Raw genomic sequence first — 22568 nt, 5'->3', positions numbered from 1 at the left:
GCGTTGGTGTTTTTATTTTGGAGCCACATCTATTGCACAAAGAAAATAACAGCGTGATAGGGATGACTGAAGCACAAAAACCGCAACACACACCGAAACACGATCAAACAACCGCTTTCAAAATCGCAGCGGCAGCAGTATTCGCGGCGCTTGTTGCAGTAGCAACCCTGCTCTTTGTAATTCCCATCCCCGCGACAAGCGGCTACTTCAACCTCGGCGAAACCCTCATCTATATAGCGGCCCTGCTTTTTGGTCCACTGGTTGGGGCAGCGGCAGGTGCAGGAGCTACAATCGCAGATGCCCTCGTCGCGGCACAATTCGCTCCAGGTACATTTACCATAAAAGCTGTGGAAGGTCTTATAGTTGGAGTGTTGATGGGGAAGATTTATCACAGAACCAAAAGCATCGCGTTGAGCGCCACCATAGCGGTTACAGTGGGCGGTTTAGAGATGGTTGCTGGATATCTGCTCTACGAAACTCTTATACTGGGTTATCCACTAGCGCTGGCGTTGGTTGAGGTGCCCTTCAACTTCATCCAGATGCTCATCGGTTTGGTTATTGCAGTTCCAGTGATGATTGCGGTTTTGAAGGTTTTCCCACAACTTAAAAGCAACCTTTAACAGAGAATAAGTCATGAAGCTGCCACCTGGAAAAATTCCCATAGACATCCTAAAAGACGTTGTCTTCAAAAATCTCGGCGCAGACCGAAGCGAAGTTGTTCTCGGACCAGCGGCAGGTGTGGACGGCGCAATTATAGATGTAGGCACCAAACACGCCATCGTCTCCATGGACCCCATAACGGGCGCCGTGGAACGCATCGGTTGGGAAGCCATAAACATCAACGCTAACGACGTCTCCACCTTCGGCGTGGAACCCGCGTTCTTCTTTAGCTGCATCATGCTGCCCTCGGGTGCGGACAGCAAAATCGTTGAAACCATAAGCACACAGATGCATCAAGCCGCAAAAGAACTCGGCATAGCCATAGTTGGCGGCCACTGCGAATCCACCCCCGGCTTAGCTAACCCGATTGTGGTGGGCTGCACAGTGGGTTTAACGGAGAAAGGCAAATATGTCACGGCTGCAGGCGCCAAGGCAGGCGACAAGATCATCCTAACCAAAACCGCAGGCATAGAGGGCACCGCGATTTTAGCAACAGACCGCGAAGAACAGTTGAAAAAGGTGTTTTCGCCAGCGGTTCTTGAGGGTGCTAAGCATTTTTACAGTCAAATCAGCGTCGTCAAAGACGCCTTAATCGCTTACCGCGCGGGCGGCGTGCACGCGATGCATGACCCAACTGAGGGCGGAGTCTTAAACGGCATACACGAATTGGCGGATGCGGCGGGTTTGGGGGTGAGGGTTTTGGAAGAGAAAATCACAGTGGAACCCGAAACTGCAAAAATTTGTCGCTTCTACGAAATCGACCCGCTCCAACTGATTAGTTCAGGCGCACTCCTTATCGCTGCGGACCCAGCGGAAGCAGACAACATCGTCAACAACCTAAGCCGCGAGCACATCTACTCAAACATCATCGGCGAATTCAACCCCAACCCCAACAAACGCATCCTTGTGCATGGAGATGAGTCTGCGGAGATGCTGCCAAGACCAACCTCAGACCACCTCTGGATAGCATTATCGCGATGAACCATTTCTAAATCCGTTGAGCGGCAGCTGCAGTCCCCAGTAGAGGAAGAACACTGGATAGAACACCATGTACTCGAAAATGTGTGAATATAGCAGTCCGCAGCGTAACTCGACGATGGCTTGTTCTACGCCGTTTTTGAGGTTCCAGTTCTCAGGCGGCTTACAATGCAGACAATAGATGCCGCTACCAATAACCGCCCGATAGCCGTGTTCCTCGATCCACTGCACCAAGTAAGCGTCCTCATAAGCGTGAAGCGCCTCAGGAATCACGATGCCCTCCACCGCCTTACGCAAAATCAAGGTATCATGCATCCCTCCACGCAGCTTGAAGCATTGCCGAGCAACCATACTCTGCAACTTCAAAACACGCCCGTTTTTCACATTAGGCAACAAATCCACGTTTAAACCCCAAACCGCACCCACCCCCTCAGCTAAATCCCCAGTTGCCTTCCTAAACCAGTCCCGGCACAGTACCACGTCGCTGTCAACGAAAAGGAACCAGTCGGTAGTGACTTTGCGGATGCCTTCGGTGCGCGCTTTGGCACGGGAGCCGTTGAGTTGGTGGATTTGGATGTTGTGGTGTTTGCGGTTGAATTGCTCGAGGATTTTGAGGGTTGTATCTGTGGAGTAGCCGTCAATTATGATGAGGTTTTTGACGGGCACATTTTGGTATATTGAACCCAAGCATTTAGCGAGCAAATGCTCGCTGTTCTTTGTCAGAATGACCACGTCGACTTCGGATGGTTCCCTCAAAGTAATCCTTAGCAAACTATGGCAAGGTGCGCTTAAAAACCTAAACCCAAAACCCGCCCCAATCAGGAATTAAGCATCTGGTAAACTGAGTACACAGTGTAGAAACCGTAAGCCAACAGCAACCTGCTAATCAACTGCGGACTACCGTATTCGAAAGCTTCCGCGATTAAACCTAAGCTGCCCCGCAGTGTCCACACTTGCTCAGGTCGGTAGTGGATGCAAAATGGGCTGTAGCAGGCGACCACGCGGTAGCCTTTGCCCGCGATCCAGTCTTTAATGTAGGAGTCCTCAAACACATGCAGGTCAGGCGGGATTTTGATGTCTTTGATTGTGCTAGTGCGGATGAGGGTGTCGTGGGTTCCGCCGCGGACCTCAAAAATCTTGCGGGTTGTCGTCAAAAAGAGGCGCAGGGTTTTGGGGTTTGTTATTGTAGACCAGACTTCTATGCCCCACACGGCGCCGACGTCGGGTTGGATATATTTTTGGGCTTTTTTATACCAGTCGCGACACAGCACCACGTCGCTGTCTACGAAGAGAAACCACTCCGCGGTGACGTGCTCTATGCCTTTTTGGCGGGCGGTGGCGCGGTTGCCTCGGTCCATGACGACTTTGACGTTGTGGTATTTATTGTCGAATTCAGTGATGATTTGGAGCGTGTTGTCTTTGGAGTAGCCGTCCACCACGATTAGTTGCGCGACGGGAACGTTTCGGTAGATAGATTCTACGCATCGCCTGAGGACACGTTCGCTGTCTTTAGTCAGCAACACAACATCCACAGATTCCCCCACCGCAGTCACTTCCTGATAGCTATCCTAACCGTTAATCCATACGTTGGAAGGCTAAACGACTTAAAAAACAGCTTGCCCCCAAACCTCACAGCCAAATCATAGAACGCCTCAACCCTGCGGCTTTGGGCAGGCAATTGGGCTGCGGCGGTTTGCCATTCTTTGGGGGTTTTGGTGCTGATGTGGGTTTGGTCATAGTCGCAGAGCAGTTTGCGGAGGGGTTTCTCTACTCTTCGGTTGGGTGTGGTGCAGACAAGTGTGTCTTTGCAGGCTTCAAGCATACCTAAAAGTGCCCTTTCGGGATCAGACATATGTTCCAATACATCAAAGCAAGTCACCAAATCAAATGCTTCAGTTTTTAAGGGTAGAGCTGTTTGGGCGTCGCAGACCAAAAATTCGCCGCCGCCCGCTAGTTTGGCTTGTTTTGCGCCCCAACTTGAAATATCCACTCCGTAAGTTTCGTATCCCAACCCCAACAGCACCCGGCTGGTAAAGCCTAGAGCGCAACCGACATCTAACGCACGTTTGCCTTTGCCGTTTAAGAGGTTGATTTGGAAGGTTTGGTTTGCCCATTTGAGGACTTCCAGTACGTGGCGTTCGATCAATTGTTGTTTTTTGGGGTATTTGCATTTGGTAAAGTAGGTTTGCTCGTATGGCATTGGTTTTTCTGCAATTATTGTGGTGTGGTCTGCTTCTATATTAAGCCATAATTAGGGAGGGATTCTTGTAATTGTTTTTATAGTCGCTTTCTGAATACTTCTAAGCATAATTAGCGGCACGTGACGAACAGTTTGACTTCAGGTTGGAAAAAAGCAGCATCCATAGCACGACGTTCAATGACTCCCGGCAAACCCCACCACGCGCAGTGGCTTATCACAAGAAAATGCAACTACCGTTGTGTAGGCTGCAACGTCTGGAAAGAGCAGGACGAAAACGAGCTTTCCACTGAAGAAATCAAAAAAGGCCTCGACATCCTAAAAGAAGCCGGGATCGTGGAGTTGGTCATCTCTGGCGGAGACCCCCTGCTGCGTCCTGACATTGCTGAAATTCTCGATTACGCAGCCGACCGCTTCGTCACAACAGTCTACGATAACGGCAGTATGGCGGCAAAGAAGCTTGATGCGTTGCGCAAAGTGGATTTTGTTGCGATATCAATCGACAGCTTGGACGCAGCAAAGAACGACGCCATCAAAGCTGTGCCCGGAGCGTTGAAGAATGCGTTGCATGCGGTTGAGACCTTGCAGAAAGAGGGCATCAGAGTCGCCGTTACTCCTACCATTTCACAGAAGAACCTCTACGAAATCGTGGATATAACTAAGCATTTTACAGCAAAGGGCATCCCAGTTTGGTACTGTCTCTACTCCTATGACACTTCAGTAGATGATAAACAACTTTTCCGGATAGGTAAAGCCAACGATGAATTCGTCATAACAGACAAACAAGCCATGGTGAACCTCTGCGATGAAATCATGGTTATGATGAAAACCAACAAAAACATACTCATGACAAAAGGCTTGCTTAGGGCTCTGCGGAGTCTCTATATGGAAAAAGAGGAACGCACTTGGAAATGCCAAGCCCTAAACCTCTTCTTAGTCGTTGACCATTTAGGTCGCATCTCCGGGTGCCACAACCACAACTTTGCAGGTTCAATTTTCGATTTGCCCAAAAAGTGGAAGAGCCAAGAGTTTAAGGAACTGCGAAAAATGTACCATGACTGCACGCAGTGCAACTACCTCTGCTATGTGGCTTACTCTATGTATGGCAGCCCCAAAGGACTCGTCTCGCTTGTCGGTGACCAGTGGAGAAACGCCAAGTACCTCTTCAAATAAACTGCTCCAGATTCGGAAGGAACCCCAATGCGCCAGAAAGTTTTTTCTGCTCTAAGCTGTCTAAGCGATAGTTTTCCTCCAAACTCGCGAGGTGCATCAGGTTTACGATTTCGCTGCCTCCACATATCACTCTTGGACCAGCATCTTTAGGGTACATAAGCTCCACCAGCGAGGGCAAAAACATCAACGAAAAAGCAGCTAACCCCGCCACAAACATTTGTATAACATTGATATCACTGCTCAAGTTGTTCGCCTACCGTTATTAATCGGTTAACGTAGTGGTCTCCGCTACCAGAGTGAACGGTTTTAGCCCACGAATGTTTTTTCTTGCGCCTAATTTTATCCATTGTCACATTCAAATATGCCAGACCACAAATTGACAGATTAAAACCAAACGTTAGAATCGAGAGTGGGAGAAGCCATTGACTCCTTTTTCGGCCGTCTAAATATAATCCGACGCCGACTTCAAAAAACGGGGCAAAGTTGCCGACAAAACTGTAGCAGGAAACAGGAACCAGACCTATAAAAGCTAACCCGTAACCCTCAGCAGGCAACTGCAAAAGCAAAAACAAACCAAGTATGAAAGAAAACAAAACGATAGTTGGCAAGAAGTAGACACTTAACAGAAGCAGCCCATCTACTTTCTGTATAAAGGTCAATTTGTTTGTTGCCAAAAGCTTCCAGATGTGCTTGTAGAAACATTGCATGTGACCTTTAGCCCAACGGTACCTCTGCTTCCAATAAGCCCCCCAGTTATCCACCGCTTCCTCGTAGCATTCGGCAGTGACTTCATACTTTATTTTATAGCCTGCAAGGTAAGTGCGCAAAGTGAGGTCAGTGTCTTCTGAGAGCATGCTTTCGTCCCAGCCATGCAAAGCTTCAAGCACACTACGCCGAAAACCACCCACTGTCCCCCCAAACTGCACTATTAAGCCCAAGTTGTCTCTTGCCTCTTGATCAACACGGTAGCCGCCCACACGCTCCAACGCTATCAGACGGGTAATCATGTTTTGCGGCTCATTCAAAACCACGACTCTACCCTGCACGCCCCCAACTTTAGGGTCAACGAAAGGAGCCGTGAGCCGTTCCACTATGTCTTGTTGAGGGTAATAGTCGGCGTCGAAGCAGAGGATGATTTCTCCTGTTGCCTTGCTAAACCCGTGGTTCATGGCGGCGGATTTTCCTTTGCCTCCGCTTTTTTTGTCGCGGTGGATGACTTCTATGTATGGATATTTTTTGTGGAAGTCGCTGGCTATTTTTCCGGTTTGGTCGGTTGAAGCGTCGTTTATGACTATCACCTGCAGTTTCTTTTTGGGGTAAGTTAACTCGGTTAGTCGCCGTAGTAGTCGTCCGATGACGTTTTCTTCGTTTCTTGCAGGGATGAGGATGCTTACTGTAGGCTCAAACTTTGCAACGGGTGTGCTTTCGGTTTTTTTAGTGCTGTTAGCATTGCGCAGAACCGTGAAAGTGAATATGTTGTGTCTCACAAGGTAAGCCACCAGAATAGCAAGCAAAAAAACAAACAAAAACTCAACAACTTCAATCAACATAGGTCACCCAGCGCAGGTTTCTAGCACTATGCAAAGCGGTGGAACTTAGAGACCAAAACGCGATAACCCAAAAAGCGTTCAGCAACGGGTACAAAATGGTGTAGATTGTGTGTAATGTGGTTGTTGAAGCTACCTCGTATGTTCTGGCATAGAGAAATAGCATGTGGAAACTGTAACTCCAGATCAAACCGAAGACGTTGCCTACTACTAAGAGTGAAAGTTTTAGGCAGAGGTCACCTTTTAATTGAGAGAACAACGAAAAAAATAAGATGTTGAATATTGTCAGTATTGCGCCTGATTGGACATCAACCCAACAGTAGGTAACAAGCACACTCAAAGCAGTCAATTCTAACATTAGAATCATAACTAACCGTTTGATGATATCCACTCTCTCCTCTCCCCTTAACCCCAATTCGATCCGGGAAAAACGCTTTTCTACCAGTTTGGTTTTTAAAACGTCTGGAACACTTCTATATAAGATAGTTCTATTTCAAAATCAATTCTCTGGGTTACAGAGAACAACGTTTTCTAAAACACGACAAAGAACCTCAAACACTTCAGAAGCATTCAAATTATCTGTATCTAAAACAAAATCAAACGGCGACAAGTCTTCGCCCAAAGTGAACCCGTAGAGTGCTTTATAGATGGCTTTTGTTCGCCCCTCTTTTTCCTGCAACACTTGAATGGCTTCGGTTTTTGTCATTTTGTCCCTTTGAGCAACACGTGTGGCCCGCTTCTCGAAAGAGGCTTCCAGCCAGATTTTGAAGCCGCCTTTGAGCAGCCAAGGCATAGTCCAACTATCCAAAAGCACATTGCCCTGCTTAGCGTACTCCAAGAGTTTATCGTCAACCGCCTTGTCGAACTTGGGGTCGTTGACTCTTTCCTGTAAGAACTTGAGGCCAACGGGGCTTTCCCACCAACCCTCAACGGTTGTGTCGTAGCCTTCCTGTTTGGCGAGTTCTTTTAAGGCATCTCCGCCCGAGTAGTAGCGGAGCCCGTATTTTTCTGCAAGTTTTTTAGAAAGAGTGCTTTTGCCTGTCCCAGCCATACCTGAGATGCAGATTACCGTTGTTTTGGTTGGTGGCGAGGTTTGGGTGGGTTTAGGCATTGCTTTGTCATCCAGTTTTATGAGTTTATTGATCTATGGGCATTATACCGATTATTCTGGAAGCTAACAGCCCGAGGAATATTGAGAATATGGGGTATAGCCATGCAACTGGGATTGGGCCTACTCCGGGGAGGTAAGCCATACTTTTGCTCTGGAAAGTGGGAATCAAAACGATGAACCATACGATTAAGTAAACGAAGGAGATGCCGATTTGTAGCATTTGTGGTTTCATCATTTTTGCCTGCATATTGTTAATTTGAGACTGCCTTTTCTTGATTTTCTCCATTTGCTTTTTGTCGCCTGACCGTGCGGCAGCCATGCTTTCGGCGCGGAACTCCGCCATCTCTTTTTGCATAACGCGATATTGTTCCCAGCCGATAAAGTAGTTGATTAAAACTCTGTTAATGCCACTGTTCAGGAAGGCAATACCTGCGGCGATACCTAAAATCGCAAGAGCAGGCAACAGTGAAGTAATAAGAAGAGTGTAAGATGTGTCCACAGTTGAAGGGGACGAATCGCCTGAGGTAAAGGCTTTAGTGCTCCAGACATAGTTTCCTGCTACCTGAGCGTTGACGGCGTTAAACGTAAACTGGATAGTTTGTCCATTGGCTAAGCCCCCGCCTGTTTGGTTAACAAGCATTATTACTCCAGAGTTGGATTCTTCTGGGGAACTGTAGCTTATAGCCCATGTCTGAGCGGGGGGTTGCTGAGTCAACGCCACATTTTCCACATCAACATAACCCAGCGGCACAGTCACATTTATGGCAGCTATGTTTATGGTGCCCGTGTTGGTCACAGTGAAGGTGTAGGTGGCTGATTCGCCGACTGTGGGGTTGGTGGCCGTTATGGAGGTTGTGAATTGTGCGGCGGCGGTTGCTGGGTTGGCGAATAAGCCAAACATGGAAAGCGCCAGTAAAGTGACCAATGTTAGAAGTGATAGTTTTTTGCTGGTGTTCATGTTACTTTCCTCAGGGTTAAGTTATTGTATGCTATGCGTACATGTTTCTTGTTAATAACTATTTTCACATAATTAAAGCCTAACCATAACTCACCCTAAAGCGAGCTTGGCGGTTTCTCTGCCCCATGTTTCGATGGCTGCCCAATCGCGGGTGTCATGGACTTTGGCTGTGTCTAAACCGTTCTTGCGCAGATTCCGCCGATTAACCCGCACTATGATGTCAACGAGTAAACCGTGGCTGTAACTGAAATCCATCAACCCACCGAAGTAACCCAAAGAGATCGGTGTCAAACCGTATTGCGCAGCGATATCGGTGAGGTAACGTTTTTTGCCCACCTCGTAGCCCGCATCTTTTCGGTCAGCCATAGAGCAACTTACAAACAACGCGGTTTTCTTGGTCCTAAGCGTGGGGGCGTTGGTTTCCAGAAAACTTTGCGCCTCTTTAGTCCACTTATCCGCCCGCAGTCCACTTCCGACTAAAATTAAGTCGTAACCGTCGATGTTTTGCGGGTTCTGTTTGGCGTCCACAACGTCCACTGAGAAGCCTTCCTGCGTTAATGCTTTGGCGATGGTTTGGGCGACGTCAACTGTGCCGCCCCAGCGTGTACCATAAACGACGAGAGCCTTCAAGGTTAGCACCAATTTGAGGAAGTAAACCACAAAAAGCGGCTTTTATTGATTGTGTCATCGATGGGCAATTTTGGGAGTAAAACTGAAGGTTCCCCGCTCCTAAAGCAAGTCCCGCATATATAAGGGAGGGGAGAGGGACTGCAGAGCAGCAGCCCATGCGGTTAGGGTTTCGTATGCGACGCTAAAAAGGGGGCCTAAAGAAAAACCTCAACTGCACCCACCACTGCAGAAAAAGGCGGAAACAAACCCATAAAAACAGATAAAACAAGCAGTAACCGCCCAAAAACGGCTCAAATTCCACGGTTAGGGATAAAAGTTTTTATGCTCCTTTGAAGCTCTACCTTCCCCGAATATACAAAGGAAGATTTCAAGATGACCCTACAAAAAGGAGATTTCATACTAATCGATTATGTCGCTAAAGTTAAAGAAACAAACGAAGTTTTCGACACCACACAAGAAGAAGTCGCCAAAAAAGAGCACCTCCACAAACAAGGAGAAATCTATGAACCTAAACTCGTCGTTGTCGGCGAAGGTTGGGTGCTAAAAGCCCTCGACGACTCTCTGCTCGAAGCAGAAGTCGCCAAAGCCACAACCATAGAAATCCCCAGCGACAAAGCATTCGGTCCACGTGACCCAGAAAAAATCCGCCGCGTCCCAATCAAGCAACTCTACGCTAAAGAAATCAACCCCGTCGTTGGTGCACGCATCGAATTCCAAGGTAAAATGGCAACCATCCGCTCCATCGGTGCAGGACGTGTGCTTTTGGATTTCAATCCTCCATTGGCTGGCAGAACCCTAATCTATGACTTTACAGTTACAAAGAAACTTGACGCACAGGAAGAAAAAATCAGCGCCCTCATCCACCGCCGTGTCCCAGTAGTTGAGCAAGATAAATTCAAAATCACCGTTAAAGACAAAAACTTAACCATCGACATGCCAGAAGACACCTTCTACGTTGAAGGCATCCAAATCGCGAAACGCGGCATCGCCATGGACATCCAAAAGTTCCTGCCAGACATCGCAGAAACCAAGTTTGTGGAAACCTTCAAAGCTGAACCTAAACCGCAACCAGCCGCGCCTGCAGAGGAAAAGGCTCCAGCTAAAGAAGAAGAGAAGACCCAAGCGCAACAGTAAGCGCTTCTCTCATCTTTTTATCCATTTTTAAACGCACCACTACTTTTGTCTCCAGCAAGCACTTTTCCCATAAAACTTCAGAGTTATTGCAGATATTTCTCGGCTTTGATGCCCAATTTCTCGCACAACTCGCGAAAAACAGCCTCCCGCTCAGCCCTGTCCTCGGTGTTGAAGCGCAAAAAGAAAGGTCGCTGCGCCATGTCAAAGGGTTCGTCTGCTTTGCCGAAAATGTAGAAGAGCATCGCAGCAAACAGAACCGCCACGTCGCCCTTCCGTTTCAGCAAACCAGTGATGAGTGCTTCTTTAACTTCTTGGGGATGATATTCCGCTACGTCGTCGAGCACTTGGGAGAGGCCCCCGAAGAGTTCCGCGTTCTGCAAGCCATCCACGATTGAGCGGGTCCGCTCTCGGTCGGTTACCAAGTCGGGAGCATACCTTGTTACCGCAACTCGAACGTCTGGGTTGGGGTCGCTTATCGCCTCCTTGATGGCTTGGCGGGCGCGTTCCGTGTTCAGCTCGGCGAGGGCTTCGATGTCTCGCCAGTCACGCGGACTATGACTGATCAGCATCTGCTCAATTGCCTCGCGTTCCGTTGGGGAAGCCGACCTTATTGCGTCTAAGTCGTATCCGATGCCGTCATGCCACTTATCAAAATCCAAAACCATGCTCTTTTTGAATCGCTCAAGCGGGGTGGCTGAACTGGGTTGACCTGTTTGAGGTAGTTTGTTTGGTTGCCCAGAAGGGGTTTTTGGGATGTGGGAATTCATTCTCTTCAAATGTTCTGTTGTTGAGGCTTAGCTTTAAGCTTTCTAAACGGGAGGTTAGCTTATTGCTTTTCAGAAGGGTTTGTATATTTAAGTGACTTTATGAGTTGCATTCGGTGTGGGCGAGTAGCTCAGTACGGATACTCAAGCCGCTTTCCTTTGTGTCTCCACAAGTGGGGGGTACTCGGATTTTCTGGCTTGGGCTGGATAGAGCACCAGCCTCCTAAGTTGGGGGTCGAGGGTTCAAATCCCTCCCCGCCCGCCATACTCCAAAATACACTTTTTAGAGATAGATTCTGCGTTCACAAACAATTTACCCACCTAACTTCCAATTCAATCACGCCCAACACCATTCACCAGTGAAAACAATGGCTACGTCAACCTCACAGAACCCGAATTCTCCCTGCAAAGATGACCTGCTTGAAAACACAGGTTTACTAAGAGAAGTCTATGAAAACGGAGCCGTAGGAGTGATAGTCATTAAGGTTGCAACGCGCAGGATCGTCACCGCCAATAAAGCCGCCTTAGAATTGTTTAACGCCACAAGGGAACAACTAGTCGGGACAATTTGCCAAACGGCAATATGTTGCGCCCCAATAGGTCAATGCCCAATTATAGATTGGAATCAGATAGTGTCCGAAGAAGAGCAAGTTATCTCCCGAAACAACGGCAGACAAATTCCGATTCTTAGACTCGCCAAAAAAGTCAGCGTGTCAGGTGAGGAATACATTGTTGAAAGCATAGTTGACCTTACCAAGACAAAGCGAGCCCAAGAAAAATCACGTGAATACACGATTTTGTTTTCTGAAAACCCTCAAGCCATCGCCATATGTGACAAGAACTTCCGCGTAATAGAGGTTAATCCGAGTTTTACGCGCTTATTCGGTTGCTCCGCCGCCGCCATAAAAGGTCAAGACGCCATAAACATGTTCACACCCAAAAACTTCATGGCAGAAAATATTCAGATAAAACAGCAACTCCTATCAGGGCACGTGGCATGCCAAACCAAACGTCAAAGACCAGACCAGCAAGAAATCAACGTGTCCCTGTATGGTGCAGCCACCTCAGTAGATGGAAACGTCACTGGATATGTTTTGATTTTTCAAGACATCACAGAGGTCATGGCTGCCCGAGAAGAACTAAACATACTGCTTGAGGAACAGAATTTGTCATTGGAAAAAACCAGAGTGCAAAATGAACAGTTATGCGTTACCAGCGGTTTAACCAGACATGACATACGAAACAAGCTCACTGCCTTAACGTTCAAGGCATATTTAGCTAAGAATCGCTCAAAAGACAACCCTGAAGTCCTCAACTGCCTCAGAGACATTGAAGCCATCAGCAAAAATATAGCCAGATTACTCGAATTCGCCAAAACCTACGAGTTACTAGGCACAGAAGAATTAACGTCGGTAAACGTCGGCAAAATGGTTGACGAGGCTGTGTCGTTGTTTGTGGACCTCAAAGGCGTCACAGTGATTAACGAATGCGAAGAAGTTAACGTCACCGCTAACTCGATGCTGCTTGAACTGTTCCACAACATGATTGACAACTCCCTCAAGTATGGGCCGCCGAAAATCACCGAAATTAAAGTATACGCACAGGTCAACGCGGAAGGTGCAACCGAACTCGTCTACGAGGACAACGGAAACGGGATTGATACCCAAATTAAAAACAGGCTCTTTGAGAAGGGTGTAACCACCAAAGGGACAGGGTATGGGCTTTGGCTAATTCGCCGCATATGCGACTTGTATGGGTGGTCGGTTCAGGAGCGGGGGATGTGTGGGCAAGGGGTGCGTTTTGTTATGACAATACCTAACGAGATTTCAAATGTTACAATCTTAACCCCCTTCAAAAAAGACCGCGGATATTAAAACACAGAAATTTCAAGTCCTTCGGCTACAAGCAAAACTTACAAATTAGCATTCGAAAGATTTTAAACATCAAAATCAAATAAACCAAAGCAGGTTTCTCAATGGTTCATAGAAGAGTAAGAGGCGGAAAATACAAGATAAATTACGCTGGTCAACCTGCCCCTGTCGAGGTAGGAGACGAATTAGAAGTCAACATAATCGACAGGTGCCCAAGCGGGGATGGGATGTCAAGAATTCGAGGCTACGTTATTGTTGTGCCGAAGGCTAAGCCAAGAGAGCGTGTAAAAATTAGGGTTACACAAGTCCAAGTTGACAAGAAAACCGCCACTGGTCAGATAATTCAGTAAAAGTCACTATAGATCAAACCAGCCGAAACCACACAACAAGCACACTTTTTTGATTTTTTTAGGCATTTTTGAAATAGATTTGGTTTTTATCGAAAGGCAGAATTTTCGAATCCGCTTTCGGGAAAAGAATTGGCTAATTAAACAAAAAAAGGAAAAGAGGGATTTGTGTCTGTATTCGCTTTATGGGCGTTTTCTTTGTAGCAGTATTATGGCTACGCCGACTGCGATGATGGTTATGATTACGCCTGCTATGCCAGGTACGAAGTAGAGGTCTGCTGCTGAGGGTTCAGGTGTTGCCTGCGGAGGAGCAGTTGCATGTGCTTCGTCTACGACGAAGGCTGCTTGGTCGTATGAGCCGTAGTATGCTTTAGAGCCAGCGAAGGTTGCAATTACAGTGTACTTGCCTGGAATATCGGGCATCCAGCTGAAACTGTAGAAGCCAGTAACATCACTTGTAGTAGTGCCAATCTCACGATAGTTACCGTTAGCGTCGATAACTGCAAGGGAAACTGGGACACCTGTGGCGTCGGTTGGGCATTCAAACTGCTTGTAGACGTAGAGCATATATTGGCCTTGGCTTGCATCAGATACAGCTGCAACACCATTGGGGAACCGCATTGCAATGCGTGGGTCCGTGGTGCCCGGTGATATGTCGGTTACGCGGCCTGAGATGAGTACGCTTTGTCCTTGTGCGGCTCCGAGGTTTGGAGCGGAGACAGTGATTTTGCTTGGGCCTTTACCCATTGCGTAGATTTGTAGGTCATATGTATCGTAGCCTGCGATGATGCTGTCACCCATAACAGGGTTACCACCCCAACGAGTCAAACGCATCATACCGTTTACACGGAAGATTTCGCTACCGTCGGTTGCGTTAACACAAGCATAAGGTCCGCCTCTGGGCATTGGACTGTTAGCTGAGTGTTCTAGTGTGCCGATGTAGACTTTGCCTGCAGCGATGTGACTAATCCAGCCCCACCAGTTCTCACCAGTAACGGGCTCAGTGTAGGGGTCTTTGAGTGTGTATGTCCAATCGGTTTTACCTGTTTGGAGGTTGTACGCGTAGAGTATGCCTGCGAGGCCAACTGAGTAGAGTTTGCCGTAAGCGAAGTACCAAGTATGTTCTCCTGCTCCTGCGCCGTATAAGTCAAGATAGTGCTCAGGTTCGGTAGCCCAAAGGTAAGATCCGTCGACGAGGCTGAAGCCGTAGTGGGTTGTTAATTCTTTTGACCATACTGCGATGACACCGTTGCCGTAGATGGGGTCTTTAACGTAGTTTGATGCGCCTGTGTAGTATAGTATGTTTGATCCTTCGAGCCATTCAGACGGCGGAGTCCAGGTCTTATCGAATATGGGCGATATTGAGCCTGAACTTATGGATGCGTTTCTTGTTGCGGTTATTCCATTGAGTGGCAAAGCCCAGACACGCACCATGGTCTGGTTGAAGGCAATACCGACGATTCTGTCGCCTTCATAGGCCCTAAGAGAGTTTGCGGCTAAGGTTTTGGGTATGGTTACGTTCCATGAGTAGCATTTGGCTAGTGAACCGTTGAGGCATCTAGTCACTGGGAAAGCTGAGTTTATCTGCTGACCTATGGCGTTAGTTGGGTTTGTTGGACCGCCGACGTCGCGTGAGCCTCTACCGTTTGCATCCATGCCTAAGGTACCGAAAGACCAGCTGCCATAGGTGGGTTGACCCATGACCGCGTTTTGTAGGCCTGCAAGGGTTGAGTTCCAAAGTGCCATCCAGCCTGCGGCGTAGTTGATTTGGTAGATGAGGATTTCACCGTTTGGTCCCCAGATTCTTGTGCCTGTGGGTACGTTGTAGAACATGAACTGGAATGAGCCATCGTTTGTGCTGTATGCGGTGTAGTTGTTGCCATTTACTGACCAGAGGTAGTTCCAGACGCCGTTTACGTTGTAGCTTGGGTAGAACATCGTTTGACCAAATGACAGGAAGGTGTTGTTTAGGAACCAAAGTTTCTCGCCTGTGTGGAGGTCGATTGCTTGAATTCCAGGTATGCTTACTTGCGCGTATAAGCCGTTTGGTTGGGTGTTGTAGTATAGTACGCCGTTGATGACTACTGCGTTTGCGAATCTGCCTTCGTATGCGTCGCCGCCGTACATGTCTGCGATTATGTTGTTTTCGCCGTCGTATAAGCCGCCTGATATGCCGCCTTGTTCATAGGGGGTAGCCCAAAGGATGTGGGGCGTTTCTGGTGCATCGTCTTGGAATTGTACCACTGAGTTGAAGGGTCGTTCTACCCAGTTGCCGGAGATGCTGTACCATTCTCTGAGTTGTGGGTCGATGGGTCGGCTCCAGTATTCGGTTGGTAACGCGTGTCCTGGATAGAAGGGTATGGAGAGTTCTTCGACTACTTCTAGGGTCATGGATTTGCTGCTTGCTAGCATTATGGTGCCTGCTTGGATGGGTTGAGTTCTTCCGGAGGGCGTATAGGTTATTGGGTAGGTTTGGTTGGGGAAGTTGGTTGTTACGGTGTAGTTGCCTACTTGGTCAGGTACGTATGTTGCGTATGTTGAACCTGTTGAGTCAGTGGTTAGGGGTCCCAGGGTGGTTGTTGTGCCGTCTGGTTTTTTAACGGTGATGGTGATGCCTGTCCACCCGTATGATGCGGAGGGGAGGGCTTCGGAGATGCCTGCTTTGAGTAGGGTTTCTTGGCCGACTGCGACTGGGTTGGGTATGGCGTCGACAATTGGGTAGGTTTTCATTGTTGTTGCTGCTTGGACGTTTATGTTTAGTATGGGTATCGAGGTTACGATTGAAGCGACAAATATTGCTATTAACAAAATTGCTAGTTTGTGGGTATAATTCAAATATTCTTTCTCCTTAAGATTCACCGATTTTGGCGAATCGAAGTAGGGGTCTTTTGGTTTTACTATATAAGGTTTTTCAGAATCCGACAAATAATCAAAAATAACCAGTAAAAAAGTAAAAAATCTAAATTTTTTTCTATATTTCATTTAATTTACTAATTCGTATGCAGTAATCAAAAAGATGTATCTAAATAAAGACAAAACCACATATTCTTTCTCTACAACATTCAATGAGGAATTGTTTTATCACAAAAAATAGTTGGCATATACCGAGCTTGGCATAGTTTCGATTTTTGATATAAGTATGGAAAAGAAATTTTGCTTATATTATTTCACACGATACCAATCTCAACAAAATGGAGATGGAAAAATGCATGTATGTGACTCAATAAAAGCCATATTAGCCGCAATCGGAGTATGCGTAGTTTTCACCGTCGGCTCCTACATATGCTACCTATTCCTGATAAAATAAACAACAACTCTCTTTCCCATAATTTTAACCACAGCATTCATTTTGAATACCTAAAATAACGAAAACACACAATAAAGCAACACCCAACGATGAAAGACAAAAAAGCAGGCATCTTGTTCTATAACAAAATTTAAAAGCCTAACAAAGAATATGGGTTTGCTGAGGCTCTGGGTCAGTTTTCTTTAAGGAGAAAAGAAAAATGAAAACCACGATCGCAACTTCGTAATTTTAAACCCAGAAGCCCACTCAGCCCCAGCTTCTAAAGCCAGATCCAAACAAAGAAAAGAGGGGGAATTTGTTTTTTGCATTTTTTGCACCTTTATGGTCGTTTCTTGAGTTGCAGCATTACAAGAATCGCGCCGATGGCGATTATTGCTACTATCATGCCAACAGAGAGTGGCACGAAGTAGAGGTCAGCTGCTGACTGTGGTTGGGGTGTGGGGGTTGCTGTTGCTGCGGGTTCTTCTTCGACGTAGTAGGCGGTTTGTGCGTAGGAGCCGTAGTACGCGTTAGAGCCTGCGAAGGTTACGTAGACTGTGTATTGTCCGGGGATGTCAGGTTGCCATGCGAAGCTGTATGCTCCGCTTGCATCGCTGGTGGTTGTGCCGATGTGGCGGTAGTTGCCGTTTGCATCTACAACGTCAATAGATAGTGGAACGCCTGTTGTGTTGGTTGGGCATTCGAATTGCTTGTACACATAGAGCATGTATCCGCCTTGGCTGTCGTCAGAGACTGCTGCAACGCCGTTGGGGAACCGCAACTGCATAGCGGTGGTAGATGTGCCTGGAGAGATGTCTGTGACTCTGCCTTGGATTATGATGGTTTTGCCGTATTCAACTGAGGATGTGGGTGAAACAACTGTGGTCTGTGTTGGACCTTTGCCGATTGCGTATATGCGTTGGTCGTAGGTGTCCATGGTTGCGATGATGCTGTCACCGATGACGCTGTTTCCGCCCCAGCGAGTTAAACGGAACATACCGTTAACACGCCAGACTTCACTTCCATCGGTTGCGTTAACAGCGACGTATGGGCCGCCTCTTGGCAGCGGGTTTTCAGCGGAGTGCTCTAAGGTGCCGACATAGACTTTGCCGTCAGCAATTAGCGCAATCCAGCCCCACCAGTTGTTGCCAGTGACGGGTTCACCATAAGCATCGGTCAAGTTGTAGGTCCATGCAGTGTTACCTGTCGAGAGGTCATAGGCATATAGGATTCCGCCGACACCGACTGAGTACAGTTTGCCGTAAGCATAGTACCAGGTGTGCTCCATGTTACCCCAACCGTATGCATCTAGGTAGTTTTCTGATTCAGTTGCCCAGAGGTATTTGCCTGTTTTAACGCTGAATCCGTAATGGGTTGTTAATTCTTTTGACCAGAGTCCGATTACGCCTTCGCCGTATGTAGCGTCTTCAACGTAGTTTGTTGCGCCGACATAGTGGATAGTGTTTGTTCCGTTGTACCATTCGGTTGGTGCATCCCACCATTTGTCGAATATGTAGCTAGTTATGGCAGTTGATGATTTGTCTAGATCGCTGATGTCAAGGGCCCAGACACGTACTTTTGTTTGGTTGTATTGTATACCGACAACTCTGTCTTCAGTGTAGAATTTGTGTGCAATGATGTATGAGCCGGAAGCGACTGTGCCTTCTGGAATTGTAACGTTCCATGAATAACATGAAGGCAAAGAGGCGTTGAAGGTTCTTAGACCTACGTTAGAAGCCCAGCTACCATGGTATGGTGTGCCGACTGCTGCGTTCTGTAGACCGCATTCTGTTGAGTTCCAAAGAGCTATCCAACCTTTTGCATAGTTGTATTGGTAAATGAGGATTTCACCATGTGGACCGAAGGTTCTTACGCCTGAGGGCACGTTAGTCATTGTATAAACCCAAGAGCCGTCAAAAGGATCATATGCCGTGTAGGTTGTGCCAGATACTGACCATAAGTAGGTGTATACGCCGTCAACGTTGTAGCCGTCGAAGTATAGTGCTTGACCGAAGGACAACCAAGTGTTGTTTATGTACCAGTCTAAGGGTTCGCCTGTGTGCAAGTCAATTGCTCTGATTTGGTTTGTTCCGACAGTGCCGTATGTTCCTGAGCCTTGAGTGTTGTAGTATAATATTCCGTTGAGTATGACTGAATTTGTGAATCTGCCTTCGTATGCATCACCAGATTCAGAAGCAACTAGGGTATCTGCCGTTACGCCGCCAGTTAATCCGCCGGTGGTCAATTGCTGAGCCCATAGTACGTGTGCCGTGTCTGGTGCGTCATCGTTGTAGAGTGCTAAGCCGTTGTCGGGTCGGGCAAGCCAGTTGCCTGATACGCTGTACCATTCACGTAGTTGTGCGTCGATTGGGCGACTCCAGTATTCAGAGGGCAATGCATGACCTGGGTATGTTGCTGAGGCTTCTTCGGTTACGATGAAGTAGCTTGATGCCTCGCTTGCAAGCATAATTGTTCCTTTGTAAACATAGGAGCCTCTTTCATTTGAGTAGGTATCGACTGGCATTTCCTGTTCTGGGAAGTATGTTGTAATGTTGTATCTGCCGACTTGGTCTGGTGTGTAGAGTGTGTATGTTGAGCCTGTTGAGTCAGTTGTGAAGGGGCCAAGTGTTTCGGTTTTACCATCAGGTTTTGTTACGACAATTTTTATTCCTGTCCATCCGTAAGATGCGGAGGCTAATGCTTCAGTGATACCGCATTTGAGGAGAGTTTCTTCACCTAAGCCTATGGTGCTAGGAATTGCGTCAGAGATTGCATAAGTCTTCATCGATGTTGCTGCTTCGACGTTGATTGATTGCAGAGATGCCACTGTTCCGATTGCTAGAACTGCAAGTAACAAAATTGAAACTATTTTTTGATTCATGTCTTTTTATTTCCTTTTTATGTTGGTAAACGAATCCGTTATGGAAAATCAATATTAGCGTTTACCCAAATGTTACCCAACTAATACCAAATTTATACCCCACACAAGAAACCGCCGACCTAACAGCCACTACAACAGTTAAAAAACGATTTCAAGCTAAATTTGGTAATCAAACTCGACAAACGCTAAATGACAAAAAAAGAAAAAGAAAGCTGAACGGCTATTACCGCGATTCTTTATCGGTTCTCGATTGGAACAAAAGGCCTGTTGAATTCGCCGATATACTTTGATTCTGGACGTAGAAGAACCGCATCTTCATACTGCTCAATCACATGCGCAACCCAGCCAGATATCCTAGCTGTGGCGAAGAAGGGTGTGAAGAACTCTTTAGGTACGCCTAATGCGTCCATGGTGACTGCAGCATAGAAATCGACGTTGGGGTAGATTTTTTTGCGCTTAAAAACTATGTCTTCGATTTTTATGCATTTATTGTACAAACTCAAGGTTCTGTCGCGGTGGCAAAGATCCTCCACCATACCTCTAAGATGCTTGGTCCTTGGATCCTGCGCCCGGTAGATTCGGTGACCGAAACCCATGACTTTTTTCTGATCACCCAACAACCCGTTAATGTATTCTTCCACCTCTTCTTCTAGGTTAATGTCATCAAGCATATCCATAACTTTCTCACTTGCGCCACCGTGCAAGGGACCTTTGAGTGCACCAATAGCAGAAGTTACTGCACTGTACATGTCTGAGTTAGTGGATGCGGTTACGCGAGCCGCAAAAGTGGAAGCGTTAAAGCCGTGGTCAGCATGAAGCGTCATGTATCGATGCAACACGTTAGTTTCGCTTTCTTCAGGAACTGCGCCTTTGAACATGTAGAGGAAGTTTTGGGCAAACCCGAACTCTTGCTTGGGTTCAGGAACAGGCTGGTTTAGGCGACTTCGATGTATAGTTGCCACAATAACAGGAACCTGAGCAACAAGCCGTGTTGCACGTCGGTAGTTAGCTTCAGGGGAGAAGTCGCTACCTTCTGGGTCATATTCACCTAAATGGGAAACCTCGGTGCGCAATATATCCATGGGATGACAGGTTTTCGGAGTCTTTTTTATGCTTTCAACCACCGCATCGGGTAACTTCATGGCTGAGATTAATTCGTTTTTGAAGTTTTCTAGTTCCTGCTTATTTGGAAGGCGCCTATGAATCAGCAGGTATGCGATTTCTGCATAAATGACTCGTCCCACTAGGTCATCGATGTTGTAGCCTACATAGTAAAGGTACCCATTGAAGTCTACGTAGCTGATTTTGGTTTCGGCTGCGGCAACATCTTTGAGACCTCTAACTACTACGCGCTCATCATTGTTTATCATTTTGTGTTCTCCCCTTGTAAAAGCAGAAATTGGCAACTCTGCCGCTACCAAAATGATCACAAGGACCAAATTTGCAAGTTTGGTCTGGCAGCGCTACCTTCTGGGCTCTCTACTCTTAGAACGCTATGATAGTAAAAAAAGCTAACTGTTAAACAGGCGGGTTAAGGGTTATTTTTTACGCGGTAGCACTTCTCTCTTTTGCTGCAGGAAGGGCATTTAAGGAGTTTCCATTCTAGTAACTCGCCGTCTGGGTTTCTGCTGATGCCGTGCGGTGCAAAAAAGTCCTGCAATGCACTTATACGAAATTCTTCACCGCAATTCGGGCAACGGTAAAGGTGTTTTAAGGCAGAAAAATAGGCAACCAAAACCAGAACAACACCGAGTATGACAGGCCATAGATACCAATACGGGGTAAGCATCAGAAGAGAACTCACAGCCACGACAATAACGAGTACAGCAATGAGCGCAAGGGAGAATTTTATTTCACTTTTCGGTACAGGCACAGGTTGACTCATAAAACCGCAAAGGCACAAACACTCTATTATCACTTTTGTTAAACGCCAAAAAACGCGATTTAAGTGTGCTTTTCAGATTTGCCTTTGCACCGTTGACCAACGAAGAACCACACAAAAATCGTTGCGCACCAGCAAGCCATTGAGGTGTACAACCACACTCCGCCACAAACGAAGCCTACAAAGCCGAAAACAAAGAACAAGGCTATCAAAATGGCTTCAAAACCTATGCCATCACGGTTCTTGCCTTGCTGCAACCTGTATGTCTCTCCATGTTCAAGTTTTTTAGCGTTTAAATAAGGGATGTTTCTTAACCAGAAATATTGCGCACTAAAACCGGTGTGTTTGGAGGATGGGAGGCTGCAGGCTCCCAGGAGAAAAGGGAAAAATGCTAAACCCTTAACGGCACACATTGGGGGAGATGTCGGAGTCCTGCAACCTCTCGAGGCTTACACCCACAATTAAGCATGAAAACAGTGATATGGCTGTGTGTGTGGCACCTGTTACATTCGCTTTTTCAACCATGAAAGATGGCGGTTAAGCCGAGGCTTTAGGACAGCAACTTGCAGAGTATATACAGCATTACTGAAAAATGTAAAAAAACAACAACCGGAAAGGAACACACTAAGGCAAACACGTCTAAAAAAGAAGCTAAAAACGCCACCTTTAGCATTTCTATATATAAAGAATGGGGGGATTGACAGAGCAACAAAACGGCGATATTGTGCCTTTAAATAAGGGGAGGGGACCTCTGCCCTGAGACGTCGCGTGGTTCTTTAAATAAAGAGGCAGGATTTCCTCTTTTAAACCACAAAACATTAGCCGCTAAATTGAACATAAACAAACAAACGGTTAACCATGCACAGACCAAACATATACAGCGACAAACACCGTTTTGAGGCAATATGTGTCTCAGTCAAATATCGCTCAGACACTACATTGACTCGACATCTCAGGCGATTGGTGGCCGCAGGCTGAACTAGTCGACCGAAGTCTTCTAGCTTACACCCCGGCTCCATCAAACCCATCTTTTATGGGAGCCTTCGTCCAGTGAAACTGGAATGGCTGCCTCTTTTCGGGAGAGGCTTCGAGCTTAGATGCTTTCAGCTCTTATCCACAACGGCGTGGCTGCCCGGCGACTGCCTTATC

Annotated in this window: 19 protein-coding genes, 1 tRNA gene and 1 rRNA gene; 7 read left to right on the top strand and 14 right to left on the bottom strand. The window is 47.0% G+C overall.

Annotation, left to right across the window (positions count from 1 at the left end; translation table 11 throughout):
- Positions 1-62: 62 nt before the first annotated feature.
- Positions 63-620 (top strand): ECF transporter S component, encoded by a 558-nt coding sequence (locus NWE96_09500; GenBank protein ID MCW3984213.1) that lies wholly within the window; start codon positions 63-65, stop codon positions 618-620.
- Positions 621-633: 13 nt separating this feature from the next.
- Complete coding sequence (locus tag NWE96_09495; protein MCW3984212.1) at positions 634-1641, top strand: AIR synthase family protein; 1008 nt, start codon at positions 634-636, stop codon at positions 1639-1641.
- Here the strand turns inward: NWE96_09495 and NWE96_09490 are convergent.
- From NWE96_09490 to NWE96_09480, 3 genes are all read right to left on the bottom strand, one after another.
- Positions 1630-2394, bottom strand: coding sequence for a glycosyltransferase family 2 protein (locus NWE96_09490; protein MCW3984211.1), 765 nt, complete (start codon positions 2392-2394; stop codon positions 1630-1632). The genes NWE96_09495 and NWE96_09490 overlap by 12 nt on opposite strands.
- A gap of 62 nt (positions 2395-2456) precedes the next feature.
- Positions 2457-3182 carry a glycosyltransferase gene (locus NWE96_09485; GenBank protein MCW3984210.1) on the bottom strand — a complete coding sequence of 242 codons (726 nt, stop codon included), beginning with the start codon at positions 3180-3182 and terminating at the stop codon, positions 2457-2459.
- Positions 3183-3187: 5 nt separating this feature from the next.
- Entirely contained in the window at positions 3188-3838 is a 651-nt protein-coding gene (locus tag NWE96_09480) for a class I SAM-dependent methyltransferase (GenBank protein MCW3984209.1), read from the bottom strand.
- 132 nt (positions 3839-3970) lie between these two features.
- Between NWE96_09480 and NWE96_09475 the strand changes: the two genes are divergently transcribed.
- Positions 3971-5008: a radical SAM protein gene (locus tag NWE96_09475; protein ID MCW3984208.1), complete on the top strand. Its 1038-nt coding sequence runs from the start codon at positions 3971-3973 to the stop codon at positions 5006-5008.
- On the opposite strand, the gene NWE96_09470 is transcribed toward NWE96_09475, so the two are convergent.
- The 6 genes from NWE96_09470 to NWE96_09445 form a co-directional block, all read right to left on the bottom strand.
- On the bottom strand, positions 5001-5252 hold the full coding sequence (locus NWE96_09470; GenBank protein MCW3984207.1) for a hypothetical protein: 252 nt from the start codon (positions 5250-5252) through the stop codon (positions 5001-5003). The two genes, NWE96_09475 and NWE96_09470, sit on opposite strands and share 8 nt — an antisense overlap.
- On the bottom strand, positions 5242-6558 hold the full coding sequence (locus NWE96_09465) for a glycosyltransferase family 2 protein (GenBank protein ID MCW3984206.1): 1317 nt from the start codon (positions 6556-6558) through the stop codon (positions 5242-5244). Before NWE96_09465 ends, NWE96_09470 begins: the two co-directional genes overlap by 11 nt.
- Positions 6548-6946, bottom strand: a complete 399-nt coding sequence (locus tag NWE96_09460) for a hypothetical protein (GenBank protein ID MCW3984205.1) — start codon at positions 6944-6946, stop codon at positions 6548-6550. The genes NWE96_09465 and NWE96_09460 overlap by 11 nt, the downstream gene beginning before the upstream one ends.
- Before the next feature lie 108 nt (positions 6947-7054).
- Positions 7055-7666: a cytidylate kinase family protein gene (locus tag NWE96_09455; protein MCW3984204.1), complete on the bottom strand. Its 612-nt coding sequence runs from the start codon at positions 7664-7666 to the stop codon at positions 7055-7057.
- Positions 7667-7691: 25 nt separating this feature from the next.
- Complete coding sequence (locus NWE96_09450; protein ID MCW3984203.1) at positions 7692-8624, bottom strand: EMC3/TMCO1 family protein; 933 nt, start codon at positions 8622-8624, stop codon at positions 7692-7694.
- Positions 8625-8714: 90 nt separating this feature from the next.
- Complete coding sequence (locus NWE96_09445; GenBank protein ID MCW3984202.1) at positions 8715-9254, bottom strand: flavodoxin domain-containing protein; 540 nt, start codon at positions 9252-9254, stop codon at positions 8715-8717.
- 372 nt (positions 9255-9626) lie between these two features.
- Between NWE96_09445 and NWE96_09440 the strand changes: the two genes are divergently transcribed.
- On the top strand, positions 9627-10388 hold the full coding sequence (locus tag NWE96_09440) for a peptidylprolyl isomerase (protein MCW3984201.1): 762 nt from the start codon (positions 9627-9629) through the stop codon (positions 10386-10388).
- A gap of 83 nt (positions 10389-10471) precedes the next feature.
- Here the strand turns inward: NWE96_09440 and NWE96_09435 are convergent, their stop codons facing one another.
- Positions 10472-11155, bottom strand: coding sequence for a HEAT repeat domain-containing protein (locus NWE96_09435; protein MCW3984200.1), 684 nt, complete (start codon positions 11153-11155; stop codon positions 10472-10474).
- A 117-nt stretch (positions 11156-11272) separates the two neighbouring features.
- Between NWE96_09435 and NWE96_09430 the strand changes: the two genes are divergently transcribed.
- The 3 genes from NWE96_09430 to NWE96_09420 all read left to right on the top strand — a co-directional run bounded on the left by NWE96_09430 (position 11273) and on the right by NWE96_09420 (position 13373).
- Positions 11273-11417: transfer RNA gene (locus NWE96_09430), tRNA-Arg, on the top strand.
- Positions 11418-11520: 103 nt separating this feature from the next.
- Complete coding sequence (locus NWE96_09425; protein MCW3984199.1) at positions 11521-13026, top strand: PAS domain-containing sensor histidine kinase; 1506 nt, start codon at positions 11521-11523, stop codon at positions 13024-13026.
- Between the two features lie 101 nt (positions 13027-13127).
- Positions 13128-13373 (top strand): TRAM domain-containing protein, encoded by a 246-nt coding sequence (locus NWE96_09420; GenBank protein MCW3984198.1) that lies wholly within the window; start codon positions 13128-13130, stop codon positions 13371-13373.
- A 180-nt stretch (positions 13374-13553) separates the two neighbouring features.
- Here the strand turns inward: NWE96_09420 and NWE96_09415 are convergent, their stop codons facing one another.
- The 4 genes from NWE96_09415 to NWE96_09400 all read right to left on the bottom strand — a co-directional run.
- On the bottom strand, positions 13554-16178 hold the full coding sequence (locus NWE96_09415) for a carboxypeptidase-like regulatory domain-containing protein (protein ID MCW3984197.1): 2625 nt from the start codon (positions 16176-16178) through the stop codon (positions 13554-13556).
- Between the two features lie 818 nt (positions 16179-16996).
- On the bottom strand, positions 16997-19537 hold the full coding sequence (locus NWE96_09410) for a hypothetical protein (protein ID MCW3984196.1): 2541 nt from the start codon (positions 19535-19537) through the stop codon (positions 16997-16999).
- Between the two features lie 236 nt (positions 19538-19773).
- Positions 19774-20907, bottom strand: a complete 1134-nt coding sequence (locus tag NWE96_09405; GenBank protein MCW3984195.1) for a citrate synthase — start codon at positions 20905-20907, stop codon at positions 19774-19776.
- 1452 nt (positions 20908-22359) lie between these two features.
- Positions 22360-22568 (bottom strand): 23S ribosomal RNA (locus tag NWE96_09400); the annotation flags it as partial.

It is taken from the genome of Candidatus Bathyarchaeota archaeon (genome assembly GCA_026014685.1).
Lineage (GTDB): Archaea > Thermoproteota > Bathyarchaeia > Bathyarchaeales > Bathycorpusculaceae > Bathycorpusculum.
Note: the sequence above shows the minus strand (reverse complement) of the source record. Positions and strands in the feature narration are given on the sequence as shown.

Coding starts and splice junctions, on each gene's coding strand:
- NWE96_09500 (MCW3984213.1), top strand. CDS start 63: ATGACTGAAGCACAAAAACCGCAACACACACCGAAACACGATCAAACA.
- NWE96_09495 (MCW3984212.1), top strand. CDS start 634: ATGAAGCTGCCACCTGGAAAAATTCCCATAGACATCCTAAAAGACGTT.
- NWE96_09480 (MCW3984209.1), bottom strand. CDS start 3,838: ATGCCATACGAGCAAACCTACTTTACCAAATGCAAATACCCCAAAAAA.
- NWE96_09465 (MCW3984206.1), bottom strand. CDS start 6,558: ATGTTGATTGAAGTTGTTGAGTTTTTGTTTGTTTTTTTGCTTGCTATT.
- NWE96_09455 (MCW3984204.1), bottom strand. CDS start 7,666: ATGCCTAAACCCACCCAAACCTCGCCACCAACCAAAACAACGGTAATC.
- NWE96_09450 (MCW3984203.1), bottom strand. CDS start 8,624: ATGAACACCAGCAAAAAACTATCACTTCTAACATTGGTCACTTTACTG.
- NWE96_09440 (MCW3984201.1), top strand. CDS start 9,627: ATGACCCTACAAAAAGGAGATTTCATACTAATCGATTATGTCGCTAAA.
- NWE96_09435 (MCW3984200.1), bottom strand. CDS start 11,155: ATGAATTCCCACATCCCAAAAACCCCTTCTGGGCAACCAAACAAACTA.
- NWE96_09425 (MCW3984199.1), top strand. CDS start 11,521: ATGGCTACGTCAACCTCACAGAACCCGAATTCTCCCTGCAAAGATGAC.
- NWE96_09420 (MCW3984198.1), top strand. CDS start 13,128: ATGGTTCATAGAAGAGTAAGAGGCGGAAAATACAAGATAAATTACGCT.
- NWE96_09410 (MCW3984196.1), bottom strand. CDS start 19,537: ATGAATCAAAAAATAGTTTCAATTTTGTTACTTGCAGTTCTAGCAATC.
- NWE96_09405 (MCW3984195.1), bottom strand. CDS start 20,907: ATGATAAACAATGATGAGCGCGTAGTAGTTAGAGGTCTCAAAGATGTT.